Annotated in this window: 15 protein-coding genes; 6 read left to right on the plus strand and 9 right to left on the minus strand. The window is 62.3% G+C overall.

Annotated elements, in window-relative coordinates; genetic code table 11:
- Window positions 1-70: 70 nt before the first annotated feature.
- The 4 genes from ACVNHC_RS02575 (at window position 71) to ACVNHC_RS02590 (ending at window position 4618) form a co-directional block, all read left to right on the plus strand.
- Window positions 71-454: a phasin gene (locus tag ACVNHC_RS02575; RefSeq protein ID WP_019963236.1), complete on the plus strand. Its 384-nt coding sequence runs from the start codon at window positions 71-73 to the stop codon at window positions 452-454.
- A gap of 311 nt (window positions 455-765) precedes the next feature.
- A complete protein-coding gene (locus tag ACVNHC_RS02580) occupies window positions 766-1290 on the plus strand; it encodes a phasin (RefSeq protein WP_050472066.1) in 525 nt (174 codons plus the stop codon).
- Between the two features lie 462 nt (window positions 1291-1752).
- Window positions 1753-2805 carry a Fe(3+) ABC transporter substrate-binding protein gene (locus ACVNHC_RS02585; RefSeq protein WP_094462377.1) on the plus strand — a complete coding sequence of 351 codons (1053 nt, stop codon included), beginning with the start codon at window positions 1753-1755 and terminating at the stop codon, window positions 2803-2805.
- Window positions 2806-2941: 136 nt separating this feature from the next.
- Entirely contained in the window at window positions 2942-4618 is a 1677-nt protein-coding gene (locus ACVNHC_RS02590; RefSeq protein ID WP_457166360.1) for an ABC transporter permease, read from the plus strand.
- A gap of 29 nt (window positions 4619-4647) precedes the next feature.
- Here ACVNHC_RS02590 and ACVNHC_RS02595 read toward each other — a convergent pair whose 3' ends face one another.
- Window positions 4648-6843 (minus strand): putative bifunctional diguanylate cyclase/phosphodiesterase, encoded by a 2196-nt coding sequence (locus ACVNHC_RS02595; protein WP_457166361.1) that lies wholly within the window; start codon window positions 6841-6843, stop codon window positions 4648-4650.
- A gap of 361 nt (window positions 6844-7204) precedes the next feature.
- Between ACVNHC_RS02595 and ggt the strand changes: the two genes are divergently transcribed.
- The gene (ggt, locus tag ACVNHC_RS02600; protein ID WP_457166362.1) at window positions 7205-8962 is read left to right on the plus strand and encodes a gamma-glutamyltransferase; all 1758 of its coding nucleotides are present in this window, start codon (window positions 7205-7207) and stop codon (window positions 8960-8962) included.
- An 80-nt stretch (window positions 8963-9042) separates the two neighbouring features.
- Here ggt and ACVNHC_RS02605 read toward each other — a convergent pair whose 3' ends face one another.
- The 8 genes from ACVNHC_RS02605 to ACVNHC_RS02640 all read right to left on the minus strand — a co-directional run bounded on the left by ACVNHC_RS02605 (window position 9043) and on the right by ACVNHC_RS02640 (window position 17673).
- Complete coding sequence (locus ACVNHC_RS02605; RefSeq protein WP_050472069.1) at window positions 9043-9675, minus strand: CoA transferase subunit B; 633 nt, start codon at window positions 9673-9675, stop codon at window positions 9043-9045.
- Between the two features lie 14 nt (window positions 9676-9689).
- Window positions 9690-10385, minus strand: a complete 696-nt coding sequence (locus ACVNHC_RS02610) for a CoA transferase subunit A (protein ID WP_050472070.1) — start codon at window positions 10383-10385, stop codon at window positions 9690-9692.
- Window positions 10386-10601: 216 nt separating this feature from the next.
- The gene (locus ACVNHC_RS02615; protein ID WP_457166363.1) at window positions 10602-11750 is read right to left on the minus strand and encodes a GNAT family N-acetyltransferase; all 1149 of its coding nucleotides are present in this window, start codon (window positions 11748-11750) and stop codon (window positions 10602-10604) included.
- A 156-nt stretch (window positions 11751-11906) separates the two neighbouring features.
- Window positions 11907-12731, minus strand: a complete 825-nt coding sequence (locus ACVNHC_RS02620) for an ABC transporter permease (RefSeq protein WP_050472072.1) — start codon at window positions 12729-12731, stop codon at window positions 11907-11909.
- Window positions 12728-13654 carry an ABC transporter permease subunit gene (locus tag ACVNHC_RS02625; protein WP_050472073.1) on the minus strand — a complete coding sequence of 309 codons (927 nt, stop codon included), beginning with the start codon at window positions 13652-13654 and terminating at the stop codon, window positions 12728-12730. The genes ACVNHC_RS02620 and ACVNHC_RS02625 overlap by 4 nt, the downstream gene beginning before the upstream one ends.
- Before the next feature lie 82 nt (window positions 13655-13736).
- Window positions 13737-14894, minus strand: coding sequence for an ABC transporter ATP-binding protein (locus tag ACVNHC_RS02630; protein ID WP_050472074.1), 1158 nt, complete (start codon window positions 14892-14894; stop codon window positions 13737-13739).
- Window positions 14895-14994: 100 nt separating this feature from the next.
- The gene (locus ACVNHC_RS02635) at window positions 14995-16083 is read right to left on the minus strand and encodes a polyamine ABC transporter substrate-binding protein (RefSeq protein ID WP_050472260.1); all 1089 of its coding nucleotides are present in this window, start codon (window positions 16081-16083) and stop codon (window positions 14995-14997) included.
- 204 nt (window positions 16084-16287) lie between these two features.
- Window positions 16288-17673, minus strand: coding sequence for a glutamine synthetase family protein (locus ACVNHC_RS02640; RefSeq protein ID WP_050472075.1), 1386 nt, complete (start codon window positions 17671-17673; stop codon window positions 16288-16290).
- Between the two features lie 160 nt (window positions 17674-17833).
- Here ACVNHC_RS02640 and ACVNHC_RS02645 point away from each other — a divergent pair, with 160 nt between their 5' ends.
- Window positions 17834-18547 carry a GntR family transcriptional regulator gene (locus tag ACVNHC_RS02645; protein WP_082675845.1) on the plus strand — a complete coding sequence of 238 codons (714 nt, stop codon included), beginning with the start codon at window positions 17834-17836 and terminating at the stop codon, window positions 18545-18547.
- Window positions 18548-18752 lie beyond the last annotated feature (205 nt).

Consider the following 18752-nt stretch of genomic DNA (forward strand, 5'->3'; position numbering starts at 1 on the left):
ACGGAAGGTGCGGCACTGCGGCATCAGGCACTTGCGCCCCGCCGAGTGAAACACAGGGGAGTGATACCACATGGCTGCGGACAAGAACACGTTCGAGATTCCCGATCAGATGCGCGACTTTGCCGAGAAGAGCGTTGATCAGGCCCGCAAGGCCTTTGACGACTTCATCTCCCTGACCCACAAGACGGTTTCGAATGTTGAAGGCTCCGCCACAGTGGTGCAGTCCGGCGCATCCGACATCAACCGCAAGACCCTCAGCTACGCCGAAGAGCACGTGGATGCGGCCTTCCGCTTCGCCCAGCAGATGGTGCGGGCCAAGGACGTGGAAGAAATGATGAAGCTGCAGCAGGACTATCTGCGCCGCCAGATGGAACAGCTTGGCGAACAGGCGCGTGACCTCAGCGACACCGCGACCCGCGCCGCTCAGGACGCCGCCAAGGCCGTGAAGGAATAACAACACGCCGCCCGCGCCTTTCAGCACGGAGCCAACCGGCTTCCGGATTGAAGGCCCGGGCGCTCCCGCTGCGGAACTCTTTGGCTCTTGCCGGGTTCCTTGCACAGAAGATCCCGTGCCAGCTCTTGCAGCGATGCAGGAGACGCTTTGGCTTACCGGATTTTTGTGCAGTGCAAAATAATATTGCAATGCAGCAAAACCTCACCTATATTAAGCATGCGGATGACGAGGGCGGGGCCATACGGGCCTGACGCCCTCATGCCGGGTGCGATTGTCACGTGATCGACTCCGGCCCAAGCAGGAGATGACACATGAGCGAAATGATGACGCCGGAGACCCCGGCCAAGGCTGCGCCGAAGGCGCGTGCCACCAAGACCACCAAGCCGGCCACTGCCGCTTCCCCCTTTGCTGAATTCGAGGCTTTTGCCATGCCCAAGATCGAAGTTCCCGCCATGGTCCGTGAAATGACCGAAAAAGGTATCGAACAGGCCCGCGACGCCTACACCAAGGTGAAGTCCGCCGCCGAAGAGGCGACCGACCTGCTCGAAGACACCTTCGAAACCTCCCGTCAGGGCGTTGTCGAGTTCAACATGAAGGCTCTCGACGCTGCCAAGACCAACACCGACGCCACCTTCTCCTTCATCAAGGACCTGATGTCGGTGAAGACCGTTGCTGAAGCCATCGAGCTGCAGTCCACCTTCGCCCGCCAGCAGTTCGACACGCTGAGCGCCCAGGCCAAGGACATGCAGGAATTCGCGACCAAGCTGACCACCGACGTTACCGCGCCGGTCAAGGAAGCTGTCGAGAAGTCCTTCAAGGACCTGAAGGCCGCCTGAGGCAGCCTTGCGCGATGGCCTGACGCTTTCAGGCCAGGCTGAATTCAAGCCCCGGACGCTTCTGCGTCCGGGGTTTTTCTTTTCACGCTTTCGTGATCCGCCTTCCGCACCTGCGGCAAAGGGTCTGCAACCTGCTCTCAGGGCCTGCCCGGAAATCCACCGGACGCAGGCCTATGGCGGCAGCAGATATCGCTGCGGCACCTGCATTTTCCAAAGGTTAGAGGGACGGGAAGCCTGAACTCCTCCCGCGCGCATCCAACCGCGGGTTGAATGCATGACAAAGGCAGCCTTGCCGTTCCGAAGAAAAGGGGAGTTTCAGCATCCACTTTTAGAATCATTCTAACTTATTGATTTAATAGACTTGTTGACATACAGGAGTTTAAAACTCATATTTCGCGCGCCTCAGGTGGCCGCCTGAGACAAGTTATGCGGAATGTCATTTCTGCAGACCGGAGGATTACAATGAGACTGACGAAGATGAATTCCCTTGCCCGCACCAGCCTGCTGGCAGCACTTCTTGCTGCAACCGCTTCCACGGCTGCTGTCGCCGATGGCGAGGTGAACATCTATTCCTATCGCCAGCCCACGCTTATTCAGCCGCTGCTCGATGCCTTTACGGCAGAAACCGGCATCAAGACCAATGTCATCTTCGCCAGCGAAGGCCTGGAAGAGCGCATTGCGGCCGAGGGTGCAAACTCCCCCGCCGACGTGCTGCTGACCGTTGACATTGGCCGCCTTGATGGCGCCAAGCAGGCAGGCATCACCCAGCCGGTCGTTTCGGAACTGGTTGCCAACGACATCCCGGCTGCATTCCGTGATCCGGAAGGCCACTGGATCGGCCTGACGTCGCGCGCCCGTATCGTTTATGCCTCGAAGGACCGTGTCGAACAGGACACGATCACCTATGAGGAACTCGCCGACCCGAAGTGGAAGGGCAAGATCTGCACCCGTTCGGGCCAGCACGTCTACACCATTGGCCTCGTCGCCTCGATGATCGCCAACAAGGGCGCTGAAGAGACCGAGAAGTGGCTTGTTGGCCTGCGCGACAATCTCGCCCGCAAGCCGGCCGGCAACGACCGGTCCCAGGTTCAGGGCATCATGAATGGCGAGTGCGATCTGGCACTTGGCAACACCTATTACATGGGTGCCATGATGAACAACGAGAAGGAGCCGGAACAGAAGGAATGGGCAGCCTCTGCCAAGATCCTGTTCCCGAATGCCGCTGACCGCGGCGCACATGTCAACATCTCCGGCGTCGTGATGGCCAAGCATGCGCCGAACAAGGACAATGCAGTCAAGCTGATCGAGTTCCTGACCACCGGCCAGGCCCAGAAGATCTACGCCGAGGCGAACTTCGAATATCCGGTCACCCCGGGTGTGGAGCCGTCCGATCTGGTCAAGTCCTGGGGCGAATTGAAGGCTGACAGCCTGCCGCTCTCGGAAGTGGCGAAGTTCCGCAAGGAAGCCAGCGAGCTGGTCGACAAGGTTGCCTTCGACGAAGGCCCGAAGTCCTGACCGCCTGACCTGGGCTGATCAAGAGGGGTGCCGGAAGATTATTTCCGGCACCCCGCTTGCATTTGCCGTCCCGTGATGTGCTATGACGCGGCGTGAAGATGCCGGTCCATCCAGAAGAGCCCCGACAAGAGCGCGCATGAACGCAGCCCCCAGAAAAGACCGGATCTGGCTGATCTCAGCCATTCTTTCCGCTGTCCTGATCCTCATGCCTGTCGCGGCGCTGTTCCTGATGGCGCTGGAGTCTTCCGGTGGCAACTGGAGCCATCTGTTCTCCACTGTCCTGCCGCGCGCCCTGCAGACGACCGCCCTGCTGCTGCTGGGCGTGGGCGTCCTGACCGGCGTGACGGGCGTCATCACCGCATGGCTTGTCACCATGTGCCGATTTCCCGGACGGCGCCTGTTTGACTGGGCGCTGCTGATCCCGCTGGCTGTGCCGACCTACATCATCGCCTTTGCCTATGTGGACGTGATGGCCTATTCCGGCCCCGTGCAGAGCACGGTCAGGGCCATCTTCAGCTTCCGGACGGCGCGGGACTACTGGTTCCCCGAGATCCGCTCGCTGGGCGGCGCCATCTTCGTGATGAGCGCGGTGCTCTACCCCTATGTCTATCTCTCGGCCCGGGCGAGCTTTCTGCTGCAATCCGCCAGCGCGCTGGACGTGGGACGCACGCTGGGAGCCGGGCCGCTGCGGCTTTTCCTGCGTGTTGCCCTGCCGCTGTCGCGGCCGGCCATTGCCGCCGGCATCGCCCTTGCCCTGATGGAATGCCTCAACGACATCGGCGCCGTCACCTTCTTCGGTGTGCGAACCCTGACCTTCTCGATCTATGACACCTGGCTGAACCGGTCGAACCTTGCCGGAGCCGCGCAGCTTGCCTGCGCCATGCTGATCATCGTCGTGATCCTGCTGGCGCTTGAGCGGCGCGCCCGGCGGCATCTGCGCTTCGACAGCAGCCGGGGCAAGCACCATGCCCCGGCGCGGTACCAGCTCACCGGCCCACGCGCGCTGCTGGCCATAGCCGTCTGCGCCCTTCCGATTGTGCTCGGCTTCATCGTCCCGGCGAGCATGCTGGCCGGCCAGGCGTTCCGCCGCCTTGAACAGGCACAGGATCCGGCATTCCTGCTGGCGGTGCGCAACAGCGTGGTGATGGCGCTCATCGCCTCCAGCCTCATCACCGGCCTTGCCATCACGCTTGTCTATGCAGCAAGGCTGCACAAGTCGAAGCTGCTGTACATGAGCGGCCGCATCGCTTCGATCGGTTATGCGGTGCCGGGCACCGTGCTGGCCGTCGGCATTCTCATTCCGCTCGCCAGCCTCGACAACACCATTGATGCGATGATGAAGCAGATGTTCGGCTTCGGCACCGGCCTTTTGCTGATCGGGTCCGGAACCGCGCTCGTCTATGCCTATCTCTGCCGCTTTCTCGCGGTGGCGCATGGACAGGTGGAAGGCGGCTTCGGCAAGATTTCGCCCAACCTCGACATGGCAGCGCGCACGCTGGGGCGCGGTTCAACGCGCATTCTGGGCGAAGTGCACATGCCGCTGCTGCGCCCGGTGCTGTTGTCGGCGCTGCTCATCACCTTTGTTGACTGCATGAAGGAACTGCCCGCAACGATCCTGCTGCGGCCGTTCAACTTCAACACCCTGGCGACGAGCGTCTACGAAGCGGCATCGCGCGAAGCCTTCGAGGAGGCAGCTCTGCCGGCTCTGGCGATTGTTGTGACAGGGCTTGTTCCGGTGATCCTGCTGGCCAGCACGAGTGCGCGCAGCTTCCGGCAGAGCGTCAGCAAGCGGGGGCTTGCGGCGGCGCCTTGAGGAGCGGGCGCAAGGAGAGGGCCCATCCGTCAGGCCGCGTGAATGGCAGTCCCGCCGGCGTTTTCCATCGGCACAGTGGAGGACGAGGCCAGGGCGGGCAGATCTTCACACCCCTCCCCCTCATGCGCGGCCCGCCACTTGATGAAGGTCTCAGCCGCCATCGGCTTGCCCAGCAAAAAGCCCTGCACGGTCTTGCAGCCGGACAGGCGCAGGAAGTCGAGCTGGAACTCGGTCTCAACCCCTTCTGCCACCACGTCATAGTCAAGGCTCTGCGCCATGGCCAGAATGGTCTGGACGATGGCGCGATTGCTCTTGTCCTCGCCAAGGCCGGCCACGAAGGAGCGGTCGATCTTGAATGTATCGAAGTGCATCCGCTGAAGATGGGCAAGGCTGGAATAGCCGGTGCCGAAGTCATCAATGGCAAAGCGGATCCCGGCCATGCGCAGGCGCTCTGTCGCGCTGCGCACCCGCTCCGGATCGGCCATGGCGACGCTCTCCGTAACTTCCAGCTCAAGAAGCGAAGGCGGGAAGCCCGTCCGGTCCAGAATCTCCAGCACGCGTGAGGGGAACTCCGGCCATTCCAGCTGACGCATCGAGACATTGACCGCCAGGGACAGCCCCCTGCCCTCGTCAAGCCACTCCCGCCCCTGACGGCAGGCCAGTTCCAGAACCCTGTCGCCGAGGCGCAGGATCAATCCGGTTTCCTCGGCAATGGCGATGAAAGCTGCCGGTGTCAGCAGCCCGCGCTCCGGATGGATCCAGCGTGCAAGAGCTTCCGCCCCCGTGACCTCGCCGGTCGCCGCAGAGACTTTCGGCTGGAAGAACACGGTAATCTGGCCGGCTGCAAGCGCCATCGGCAATTCGGCTTCCAGCGCGAGCCGTTCCTGCGCTTTCACATCTGCCGCGATCTGGCCAAAGGTGAAACAGCTGCTGCCCCCTGTGTTCTTGGCAGCGTACATGGCGATGTCGGCATTCTTGAGAATGGCGCTGAAGTCACGCCCGTTGGACGGGAAATTGGCGATCCCGATGCTCGCGCCGATGGACAGCTGCAACCCGTTGACATCGCAAGGTTCTTCCACGGCTTTCAGGATTTCAGCTGCCAGCGCCAGAATCTCGTCCCGCCTGTCCTCCCCGGCGGGATAGATCAGCGCAAATTCGTCACCGCCCAGCCGCGCCAGATAGCGGATCTGCATGCCGTAGCCGGCTGTGAACCCGGTCTCGGAACGGCCGAAAGTCTGCAGCACCGCTTCAAAGCGGGAGGCCACTTCGCGCAGGAGAATATCGCCGCAATCGTGGCCGTAGCTGTCATTGATGCGCTTGAACCGGTCAAGGTCGATGAACATCACCGTCAGCGGCCGCGGGCTGCCATCGGCCTGCCGCATGTAGCGGGCGAAATGCTGGCGGAAAGCCTCCCGGTTGGGCAGGCCGGTGACGGAATCGGTAAATGCCAGCTTGTTGATCTGCTCCATGTTGGAGCTGATCTCACTGACCATGTCCCTGTAAGCGCGGGCCAGAACGCCGATCTCGTCGGTGCGCTCGACCGGGAACTTCACATCGAACTCCCCTGCACTCACCTGATGGGCGATGGAAGTCAGGCGCTTGATCGGCTTCAGGAAGCCATTGCCGAAATGCAGCAGCACGGGAACGGCCACAGCCAGGAGGCAGACCGACACAATGGCATTGCGCAGCCAGATGCTGTGCAGTTGACTGGTGATCGCCGTCCGCTCTGCCGAAACCAGCACGGCGCCTGCCACCGTGCTGCCATCGGCGGACCAGACTGGCATGGCAACCGAAATGCGCCCTGTCTCGACAAGTGTCTGATCCTCCTTGGCGGAATAGGCCGCCAGAAGCAGCGGATTGATCTCCTGCTGCTCGAAGATCCCGGTCTTCGGGTCAGAATCGACAAGGATCGTCCGGCGCGGGTCCCAGACATAGGCCTGCTGCACCAGACCGCTGGCCGCGATGCTTTCAAGCTCCTGGGAGAGGATCAGATAATGGTGGTTGGCCAGTTGCGGCACGGCGAGCCGGCTGACGGTGGCCCCGATAGAATGCACGTGAGCGACAGACTTGGCCTGCTCGTCCTGATAGTCAAGGACGCTGGCCGTCACCAGTGTAATTGCGGTCAGACACGCAAACAGCAGCACCACGAACAGCGTAAACCGCATTCGCAACCCAAACCGCTGGCCCGTTCGCCGCTTCCACGCCATGCCCAGTGCGAGTGCCATCGTTCCCCGGCCAATCCCGTCGCATTACCCATCCCCACCAGTCGCATGATCTCACGAAAAGTTATCATTGCGATTGACGGCCTAGAGAAAAATGCGGACCGGCAGGAAACCATGACACGTGCTTATTCACCTAAGTAAATCCCCCCGGAACCAGTGACCGCCCGACATTCCAAGGACAAAACTGCGCCCGGACGTTGCCGCAGCGCGTTAACGCCTTACCCGGCGGCGGGCGGAAATACCGGGTTCCCGGCCCAAAATGATACAGATCAGCAAATACACGGATAGCGGGCAACCGCACCCTTGTAACGATCTTCCCGGGCCTCTAGGCTGATGGCACACCCGGGATGGAAAGATCAGGCCCATGCGAACAAGACTCCTCAAAAGTGTGGCATTGGCGCTGTTGCTTGGCACAGGTCCAGGCGCCGCACAGCAGGCCTCCGATACCGTGGCGCCGGAACGGGCGACGGGTACGGCAGCGGCAGCGCGCATCGAGGCAAAGCAATTCATGGTGGCAGCGGCCAATCCGCTGGCCGTGCAGGCCGGCCGGGACGTGCTCGCCTCCGGCGGCAATGCCATCGATGCCATGGTAGCTGTCCAGACGGTGCTGGGCCTTGTTGAGCCGCAGAGTTCCGGGCTCGGCGGTGGTGCCTTTCTCGTCTATTTCGATGCGGCAACCGGCCAGCTCACGACCTTTGACGGCCGCGAGACAGCCCCGGCAGAGGCAACACCGAAGCTCTTTCTCGACGCTGAGGGCCAGCCGCTGAAATTCATGGAAGCGGTCATCGGAGGGCGCTCCGTCGGCACGCCGGGCACCGTGCGGCTGCTGGAAGACGTGCACCGCCAGCATGGGCGTGCAGAGTGGGCCAGCCTGTTGCAGCCGGCCACAAAGCTGGCAACGGAAGGCTTTGCCGTATCGCCGCGCCTTGCCGCGCTGATTGCAGCAGATGGTGACCGGCTGAAAAGCAATGAGGCGGCGCGCAACTATTTCTTCGACGCATCAGGCGCACCTTTGCAGGTTGGCACCATCCTGAAGAACCCGGCCTATGCCAAAACCCTCGATGCCATTGCCAGCGGCGGAGCGGATGCCTTCTACAAGGGCCCTATTGCCGAGGGGATCGTGCAGACCGTGCGCGGGGCGCAAGGCAATCCCGGCGTCCTGTCTTTGAGCGATCTGGCCAATTACCGCATCAAGCAGCGTGATCCGGTCTGCTTCAGCTACCGGGCGCTGGATGTCTGTGGCATGGGGCCTCCCTCTTCAGGCGCCGTGGCCGTCAGCCAGATCCTCGGTATCGCGGAGAATTTCGATCTTCGGGCGCTGGGGCCGCAGAATCCTGAGAGCTGGCGGCTCATCGGTGATGCGCAGCGTCTCGCCTTTGCCGACCGTGAGCGCTATCTTGCCGATCCGGATTTCGTGCCTGCTCCCATCAAGGGACTGATCGCCAAGGATTATCTCGCCAAACGCGCCGCGCTGCTGGATGACGGAAAGGCGCTGCCGGCCGATGCCGTGAAGCCGGGTGAGCCGGAGTGGGACCACGCCTTCAACTATGGTACCGGCGAAGCTCTGGACATGCCTGCGACCAGCCATTTCGTCATCACCGACAGGGACGGCAACACCGTCTCCATGACGACGACCATTGAAAGCGGCTTCGGTTCGCGGCTGATGACAGGCGGCTTCCTGCTCAACAACGAGCTGACCGACTTCTCCTTCAAGACCCATGACGGCAGCCTGCCGGTGGCCAACCGTGTGGAGCCCGGCAAGCGGCCGCGCTCCTCCATGTCTCCCACCATCGTCATGCGCGATGGCAAGCCGCTGCTGGCCATCGGTTCGCCCGGCGGCAGCCAGATCATCGGCTATGTGGCACAGGCGCTGATTGCCTATATCGATTGGCAGATGCCGGTGGAAGAGATCGTCGCCCAGCCCCACCTCATCAACCGCTTCGGCACCTATGACCTGGAAGCCGGCACGGCAGCCGAACAGTTCGCCGAACCGCTGAAAGCGATGGGGTATGAGGTGAAGCTCAGCGAAATGAACTCGGGCCTGCACGTGATCGAGTTCACACCCGATGGACTGGCCGGCAGTGCCGATCCCCGCCGCGAAGGCACCGCCATGGGCGAGTGACCGCTGAACGTCACCTGAAAAGACGAAGGGGGCAGCCACCGCTGCCCCCTTTATCTGTTTCCGGTCTGCTGCGGTCCGGCTCAGGCCGCAATCAGCTTGGCTTCTGTCGCAGCCTTGACCTCATCAAGGGTCACGCCGGAGGCCAGTTCCACCAGATGCAGGCCATCCTCCTTCACGTCAAAGACGCCAAGGTTGGTGATGATGCGGTCAACGCAGGCAACGCCGGTCAGCGGCAGGCTGCAGGCCTTGAGCAGCTTGCTTTCGCCAGCCTTGGAGGTGTGGTCCATCAGCACGATGACGCGCTTGACGCCCGCCACCAGATCCATGGCGCCGCCCATGCCCTTGACCATCTTGCCGGGGATCATCCAGTTGGCCAGATCCCCCTTCTCCGACACTTCCATGGCGCCCAGGATCGACAGGTCGATATGGCCGCCGCGGATCATGCCGAAGCTGTCGGCGGAGGAGAAGTAGCTCGTGTGCGGCAGCTCGGTGATCGTCTGCTTGCCGGCATTGATCAGGTCGGCATCGACCTCGTCATCCGTGGGGAACGGCCCCATGCCGAGCATGCCGTTTTCCGACTGCAGGGTCACATGCACACCGTCGGGAATGTAGTTCGAAACCAGCGTCGGGATGCCGATGCCGAGGTTGACGTAAAAGCCGTCTTCCAGTTCCTGCGCGGCCCTCTGGGCCATTTCTTCGCGAGTCCAGGCCATGTATCCAACTCCCCTCAGGCTGCACGCGTGGTGCGCTTTTCGATGCGCTTTTCAAAAGTGCCGGCGACGATGCGGTCCACGAAGATGCCGGGGGTGTGGATCTGGTCCGGATCCAGTTCACCCACCTCGACGATCTCCTCGACCTCCACCACGGTCTTCCTGCCGGCTGTCGCCATCATCGGATTGAAGTTGCGCGCGGTCTTGCGGTAGATCAGGTTGCCTTCCTTGTCGGCCTTCCAGGCCTTGACGAGGGAAACATCGGCGATGAGGCCGGTTTCCAGAATGTAGGTCTCGCCGTTGAAGTCCTTGTGCTCCTTGCCCTCGGCAATCAGCGTGCCGACGCCGGTCTTGGTGTAGAAGCCGGGGATGCCAGCCCCGCCCGCACGGATGCGCTCGGCCAGGGTGCCCTGCGGGTTGAACTCCAGTTCCAGTTCGCCATTGAGATACTGGCGCTCGAAGGTGGCATTCTCGCCCACATAGGAGGAGATCATCTTGCGGATCTGGCGGGTCTGCAGCAGCAGGCCAAGGCCGAAATCATCCACACCCGCATTGTTGGAAATAGCGGTGATGTCCTTCGTGCCGCTGTCGCGCAGCGCCGTGATGAGATTTTCCGGGATACCGCAGAGGCCGAAACCGCCGGCCATGATGGTCATTCCGTCAAACACAAGCCCCTCGAGGGCGGCCTTTGCGTTCGGGTACACCTTGTTCATCGTTGTCTCCTCAAATCCGGCCATGGCCCTCAAGCCCTGCCCGGCACAGCATGCGCGCGCTCGCGGCAGTCCTCCCGCAGCCCCGGCCGCACCGGACAGCCCGGTCCGGCCCTCTGGCCAGGTTGCAACGCAACAAGACTAAGATTTTCGGCAGGCGTCAACTGCCAGAAAGGCGGGAACGGCGTTTCAAACGCTTCAGGTAAAAAACTAAGCGGTTCACTCTTCAGCCGCGGTCAGGAGCCGGCGCTCCGAACGCAGCCGCCGGGCGATGCGTTTCAGCCGGCGAAGAGCGAGATAGGCGCTGCCTGCCGCGGTGAGCGCCCGTTCAAACGACAGCGTCTCGACAGGATCGCCGCCGAAGCGCTGCTTGTAGAACTGGACGCCCGCGCCAAAGCACAGCTCGTTGTAGCCGGAGGCTTCCGCCCATTCGATCAGCTTGGCAAAGAGCACAAGACCCGGCGAGAACCGGTGCCATTTCGCATCCCCCATGGAGATGAGCGTCGCGCTGACCATGCTGTTGTGGCACAGCACGCAGATGGCTCCGGCGATTTCACCATCCTGCGCCTGCAGGGCAAAGACCTCGACAGGCCCTTCCAGCAGGTCATCATAATAGCGCCCTTGCGAGGCGTCCTGCTCCAGCAGATTGGCCCAGCCCTTTTCCGCAAAGCGCTGCGCCCTCTGGCGGCGCAATTGCCGCAGGAAGGCAGCCTTCTGCTCCACACCCTCGGCCTGTACGAAGCTTACACCCTCCGCCTGCAGCTTGCGGTATTTGCCCCGCGCCTCCTTGTAGACCGACCGCTTGCGCCAGCCGCCGGCACCATAGCCGCCCTCAAGATCCAGAACATATGTCGGCTCGGCTTCAGGCTGGCGCAGCACATGAAACAGCGGGTTCGGAAAGCCGCTGATGCGCGGCGGCATCTTGGCAAAGCGGATCAGATCCACATCCTGCAGCGCTTCGTCGATCAAAGGCCAGACCGCCCCGCCCTCAAAAGGCTGGAACGGCGCTTCGCTGGCAAGCACGGGAGCGCAAAGATCGGCCAGATCAAAATCCGGCATGCCGCCGATACGCAGCGGGCCGCGGCGGGTGACCATCAGGGGCACAAGCATCCGGGTACGGCCGGTCGCAGCATCGCGCACTTCCAGAAGGCGCATCTGGGCGCCCGCTGTTGCAGCGACATGGCGGTTGAGCGCATCAAGAACATCCGGCCGCTGGAATGCTGTTGCCACCGCATTGCCTGGCAGCGCGGCCCAGAGACGCCCAAGCAGCGGGCGCGACACCTCCTGGTGAAGTATGCCGCGGATGCCGCTGGCAGCCTCGACAGCCGCCGAACCCAGAACCTGCGGTTCCGCAGAAACGCTTTCCACCGGAGACTCCTGATACGCAAACACATGAAACAGGCCGGACCCGTAACAAGGGTCCAAGTGCGCATCAGTCTAACGGGGAAATCTAAAGCAACCCTTCATGCGCAGGGTAGCTTGCATGCAATTCTGGAAGCCGGCTCTGCGGCATTTGCGCCGGGATCACCCGGCGGCCGCGATTGCCCGGCGCTGATCGCTCTCACGCTGCAGCTGGCTGCGCCGCGTCAGGATCGATGTGGCGATGACGACGACCGTCACAATGCCCACAAGGATCGTACAGGCCGCGTTGATTTCCGGCGTCACGCCCAGGCGCACCTGCGAATAGATCTTCATCGGCAGCGTCGTCGCGCCGGGGCCTGTGGTGAAGCTGGCGATCACCAGATCATCCAGCGACAGGGTGAAGGCCAGCATCCAGCCGGCAATGACGCCCGGCAGGATCAGCGGCAGGGTGATGACGAAGAAGGTGCGCGCGGGCGGGCAGCCGAGATCCTGCGCGGCTTCCTCCAGCGAACGGTCAAAGCCGACAAGGCGCGACTGCACCACCACCGCCACATAGCAGGCGGCGAACGTGGTGTGGGCCAGCATGATCGTCCAGAAGCCGCGCGCCTGATCGATGGCCACGAAGAGCAGCAGCAGCGACAGGCCGAGGATGACTTCCGGCATCACCAGCGGGGCGAAGATCATGCCCGAGAACAGGGTGCGGCCCGGGAACCGGCCGAAGCGCACCAGAACCAGGGCTGCCAGCGTGCCGATAATGGTGGCCAGGGTGGCGGAGAGGAAGGCCACCCGCAACGTGACGCCAGCTGCCTCCAGAAGCTGCTGATTGTTCATCAGCTCCACGTACCACTTGGTCGAAAACCCGCCCCACACGGTCACAAGGCGCGACTCGTTGAAGGAAAAGACCACCAGAATGACGATCGGCAGGTAGAGGAAGGAGAACCCCAGAACCAGTGACGTGACGTTGAACCAGGAGGGACCGTTTTTCATGCCGCCTTCTCCGATGCCTTCTGCTGCTGCCGCTGGAACAGCACGATGGGAATGACCAGAATGAGCAGCAGCACCACCGCCACTGCGGAGGAAACCGGCCAGTCACGGTTGTTGAAGAACTCCAGCCACAGGGTCTTGCCGATCATCAGCGTCTGCGATCCGCCGAGAAGATCGGGGATGACGAACTCACCGACGGCAGGAATGAACACCAGGAAACAGCCGGCAATGACACCGGGGATCGACAGCGGGAAGGTGATTGTCCAGAAGGCCTTCCACGGCGGACAGCCCAGATCCTGCGCCGCCTCCAGCAGGCTCTCGTCCAGCTTTTCAAGGCTGGCATAAAGCGGCAGGACGAGGAACGGCAGATAGGAATAGACGATGCCGATATAGACGGCCGTATTGGTGTTCAGGATCGACAAAGGCTGGTCAATGACGCCGACCCACAGCAGCAGCTGATTGAGCAGGCCTTCATTCTTCAGGATGCCGATCCAGGCGTAGACGCGGATCAGGAACGAGGTCCAGAACGGCAGGATGACCAGCATCAGCAGGGTCGGCCGCCAGGATTTCGGGCTGCGGGCCATGCCATAGGCGATCGGGTAGCCCACCAGCAGCGTGATGAAGGTGGAAACCGCAGCAATGGTGACGCTCGACAGATAGGAGCGCCAGTAGAGGTCATCCTCGATCAGCCAGACATAGTTCTCGAAGCTGAGTTCGGAGAAGGCTTCCTTGAAGCCGTCCCAGCCGGCCGACCAGTCGAACACCGGCGCATAGGGCGGGATCGAGACCGCGACATGCGACAGCGAGATCTTGAAGACAATGAAGAAGGGAACGAGGAAGAACAGCATCAGCCAGGCATAGGGAATGCTGATGACCAGCCATTTCCCCAGCTTGCCCTTGAGTTTCTCAAGACCGGTTTCTTCCATCGTCCCCGTCCCTTCCAAGAAGCCGCCTGCAGAGGGCTGCAGGATCTGCGGCGCGTGACGCCCGGCACCCCGTGCGTCAGCCTCAGTTTGTGAGGATCACCCCTGCGTCCCGTCCCCAGGACAGGACCACCTTGTCATCCCAGCCGATCGGCCGTTCGACGAGACGGGTGCGGTTGGTCACGGTCGAGCGCATGGTCATGCCCTCTCCGGCGCGCGAATGGTAGACGGACATGTCGCCCAGATAGGCGATGTCCCAGACCTCCGCACCCACCTTGTTGACCGCGCCCGGCTCCTGCGTGCCGTGCTCGATGGTGATCTTTTCGGGACGGACCGCATACCAGACCGTCTCCCCGACGGCGGCGCTGGTGTCCTGCAGTGTATCGATGAGGAAGCCGCCATGATCTCCGCTCACCGACAGCTTCGTTCCGCCTTCGCCGCGCTCGGCAACAGTGGCCTCGATCAGATTGATGTCGCCGATGAAATCGGCCACGAAGCGGCTGTTCGGCGTTTCATAGATCTCGGCCGGCGTTGCCACCTGAATGATCTCGCCCGCATCCATGACGGCGATGCGGTCAGCCATGGTCATGGCCTCTTCCTGATCATGCGTGACGACCAGGAAGGTCATCTTCAGCTCTTCCTGAAGAGCCATCAGCTCGAACTGGGTTTCCTCGCGCAGCTTGCGGTCCAGCGCGCCCAGCGGCTCGTCCAGCAGCAGCACCTTGGGCCGCTTGGCGAGTGAGCGGGCCAGAGCCACGCGCTGGCGCTGGCCGCCGGAGAGCTGGTGCGGCTTGCGCTTGCCGAATTTCTCCAGCTTGGTCAGGCGCAGCATTTCGGCCACGCGCGCCTCGATGTCCGCCTTGGCCATGCCGTCCTGCTTCAGGCCGAAGGCGATATTGGCCTCGACGCTCATATGCGGGAACAGCGCATAGGACTGGAACATCATGTTGACGGGGCGGCGGTAGGGCGGCACGCCGGACAGGTTCTGGCCATCCAGCAGGATCTCGCCCTCGGTCGGCGTTTCAAAGCCGGCCAGCATGCGCATCATCGTCGTCTTGCCGCAGCCCGAACCACCGAGCAGGGCGAAGAACTCGCGCTCATAGATCTTGAGGCTGAGGTTATCGACGGCGGTAAAATCACCGAAGCGCTTGGTGACATTTCGGAATTCGATGAAAGGGACCGACTGGGGATTTTCCCAGGGTGCAAAGGACCGCCGTACCGGTCCGATCGGTTTCTTGGCCAAATTCCACCCCCAACGCTACCGGAAAATGTCCGGCGTCCCACCCCTTGGGATGCCTGATCAGAAGCCCGGCGCAGCCAAGGCTGCGCCGGACCAGAGCCTGTCAGCGGCCGCTCTTGACCTTGGTCCAGACGCGGTTCTGAATGCGGCTGATCTGCGCATTCTTGGTCGACACGGTGTAGAGCTTCTGGATCGTCTCTTCATCCGGGTAGATCGCGGTGTCTTCGTAGACATCCTTGTTCAGCAGCGGCTTACTGTCCTTGTTGCCATTGGCATAGAACACGTAGTTGGACGCCTTGGCGATCACCTCAGGCCGCATGATGTAGTTCAGGAACTCGTGCGCCTCGGCGACGTTCTTGGCATCCGAGGGGATCGCCATGTTGTCGAACCACATCAGCGCACCTTCCTTGGGGATGGAGTACTCGACGGTGACGCCGTTGTTGGCTTCTGCGGCACGGTCACGCGCCTGCAGGATGTCGCCCGACCAGCCGATCGCCATGCAGGCATCGCCATTGGCGAGCGCGTTGATATACTCCGACGAATGGAACTTGGTGATATAGGGCTTGATCGTCGCAAGCAGTTCGCCAGCCTTTTCAATGTCCTCGGCGCTGTCGCTGTCCGGGTTGAGGCCGAGATAGTTCAGGGCAGCGGGGATCATTTCTTCAGGCGTATCGAGCATGAAGATGCCGCAATCAGCGAACTTGGAGATCACTTCCGGCTTGAACACCATCTCCCAGCTGCCGGTCGGAGCGTCCGGCATGCGTTCCTTGATCTTGTCGACGTTGTAGCCGATGCCGGTGGTGCCCCACATGTAGTTGATGGCGTATTCGTTGCCCGGGTCATATTTGGTCAGGCGCTCGGAAATTTCCGGCCACATGTGCACGAGGTTCGGCAGCTTCGACTTGTCGAGCTTCTGGAACACGCCGGCCTGGATCTGACGGCCGAGGAAGGTGCCCGTCGGCACCACGATGTCGTAGCCGGTGCCGCCTGCCAGCAACTTGGTCTCAAGCGTCTCGTTGCTGTCAAAGACGTCATAGACCACACGGATGCCGGTTTCCTGGGTGAAGTCGGCCAGGATCGATTCGTCGATATAATCCGACCAGTTATAGACATTCACCACGCGCTGCTGGGCTGCTGCAGAGCCCGCCACAAGCGCGGCGGCCGCGACACCCGAAAGAATGGCCTTCAACATCTGTTCCGTCTCCACTGATTGCAGCGGGCCTGCGCCCGGTTTTCTCACATAGCCGCCGTGCCGGAGGCGAGGCCGCGACCGGCCAGCGTCTATGCCATTGCCATTGAGACTAGAAGCGAAATCTCAAAGGCTCAACAGCTTGATAGGTCCCGGACGATCATTTTTGCGGCACACTTCCGCCTTCCCTTTCAGCACGGTTGCACGTCACAAATATGTCTGCCGCTCCAGGCTGGAAATCTCGCGGCCAAAGGCGTTGAGTTCCTCGCGCTTGATATCGGTCAGGACCTTGTGCATGTGGTGGCCCACTGCCTCCTTCATCCGCGCGGAGGCTTCAAAGGCGTCGATCGCCTCGTCCATCCACGGCGTCAGGCGCTTGTAGCCTTTTTCATAGGCATTGCCCTCGACCGGCGGGGGCGGCATGACACCGGCACTGATGCCGTCCAGCATGCCGGAAATGACGCCGGTCAGCACCAGATAGGGGTTGGCATCGGCGCCCGCGATCCGGTGTTCGATGCGGGAGGCCGCCGGCTTGCTGGCCGGAACGCGCAGGGCCACCGAGCGGTTGTCATAGCCCCAGCAGATCGATGTCGGCGCATAGGAGCCCGGCTGCATGCGGCGGAAGCCGTTGAAGGTCGAAATGTAAAGCAGCAGCGACTGGGGCATGGTGTCGAGCAGCCCGGCGATGGCGTGCTGGAGGCGCGTCTCCCCTTCCACAGGGTCGGCAAAGATATTGCCCAGTTCGTTCTCCAGCGACACGTGCACATGCATGCCGTTGCCGGGCCAGTCCACGAAGGGCTTGGCCATGAAGGAAGCCTTGAGATTGTGCTTGCGGGCAACGCCCGCCACGAGGCGGCGCAGCAGCACCGCGTCATCTGCGGCCATCAGCGCATCGCGCCGGTGATGCAGGTTGAGCTCGAACTGGCCAGGAGCCGCTTCAGACACGGCCGCATCGGCCGGAATGTCCTGCATTTCCGCCCCGCGCCGGATTTCATCCACCAGCGTCATCAGCGATTCAAGATCCGACAGGGCATACATGTTCTGCCGGGCCGGGCCGAGATGGGTGGCGAAGACCGGCTTGGGCGGGCCGCTCCAGTCGCCTTCGCTTTCCTCGAAGAGATAGAATTCCAGCTCGAAGGCCGCCGTTGCCGACAGGCCGTGACTGGCGAGCTTGCCGTTCATCCGGTCCAGCACGTGGCGCGGATCAATGAGGAAGGGTTTGCCCTCCCGGTCATACATGTGCATCAGCACCTGCGCCGTCTTGCGGGCGGCCCAAGGCACCAGCGTCAGCGTGCGGGCAATCGGCCAGCACACGCCGTCCATATCGCCCGTCTCGATGTGAAGGCCGGTCTCCTCCACCTCACGCCCCCAGACGTCAACGCCAAACAGCGCGAAGGGCAGCGCAACGCCTTCCTCGAACACCTTGCGGATCGCCGTGCCGGGCAGCCACTTGCCGCGCAGCACGCCGTTGGTGTCCGGCAGGATCACCTCGAAAGTGTCGATATCCGGATGCTCAGCCAGAAAGCGCTCCAGCACCTCCTCCCAACCCTCATCCTCCGGGCGCACCCAGGTCTGGCGGGGAATCGTATGCATGATGGCTCTCCTTCCGGCGTCAGCGGTGTCCGTCCGGCCTTGTGGCCCGCAGTTGCACCGTGAGGCAAATTGTGATCACGTTGCAGGAAGGCTGTCAAGCGCATCTGCCCAAGCGGCAAGCATGCCTGCCAGAAATGCAAGATCGAAAGGATCAGCCACAGTGGCAAAGACCGGAGCTTCGAACGAGCCCCCGCCAGCGGGTGCGGCAGCACAACGCCCCCAGGAAAAGGGCCAGGAAAAAAGCGCAGAGCGTGGTGTCGCGCGCGGCCATGTGGACCGCAGCATCCGCCACGCCTTGATCACGGGCCGCTTCATCCCCGGCAAGGCCGTGACCTTGCGCGGCCTTGCCGCCGAACTGGGCGTCAGCCCCATGCCGGTGCGCGAGGTGATCCAGCGGCTGGCTGCCGAAAACGCCCTGTCGATTCGCGCCAGCGGCCGGGTGCAGGTGCCGGACATGACACCCGAGCGCTTTGACGAGATCCTGCGCGCCCGCCTGCTGCTGGAGCCGGAACTGGCCCGCCGCGCCCTTCCCGCCCTCGGCAAGGCCGATGCAAAGGAGCTTGAAGACATCGACAACCGCATGGATGTCAGCATCGCCAGCGGCGACGCGGAAGGCTACATGCGGCTCAACCATGCCTTCCACTTCCGCATCTATTCCGCCGCACGCTCCACGGTGCTGCTGCCGCTGGTGGAGAGCCTGTGGCTGCAGTTCGCCCCCTTCATGCGCACCGTCTATGGCCGCCTTGGAACGGCAGTTCTGGTGGACCATCACAAGGAGGCCATAGCCGCCATCCGCCAGCGCAACGGCGAGGCGCTCGCCGCCGCCATTTCCGCCGACATCCAGGACGGAATGGACTTCATCGAACAGGCCTGAGAACCGGCTGAACAGCCGGGCGCACAAAAAACAGTTGACCGGGCGCATTTTGTGATCACAAAATCAGGACAACTGGACGGACGAGGATGCAGCTCATCAACCGGCAAGAGGAACCGGGAAACTGCATCTGCTTGACGGAACGCCATCCGGGCGCAAGATGCCTGCGCCCGGCGTTGCAATGCGGCATGCGCCAATCCGGGCTGAC

This window comes from Pannonibacter sp. Q-1 (genome assembly GCF_054073275.1).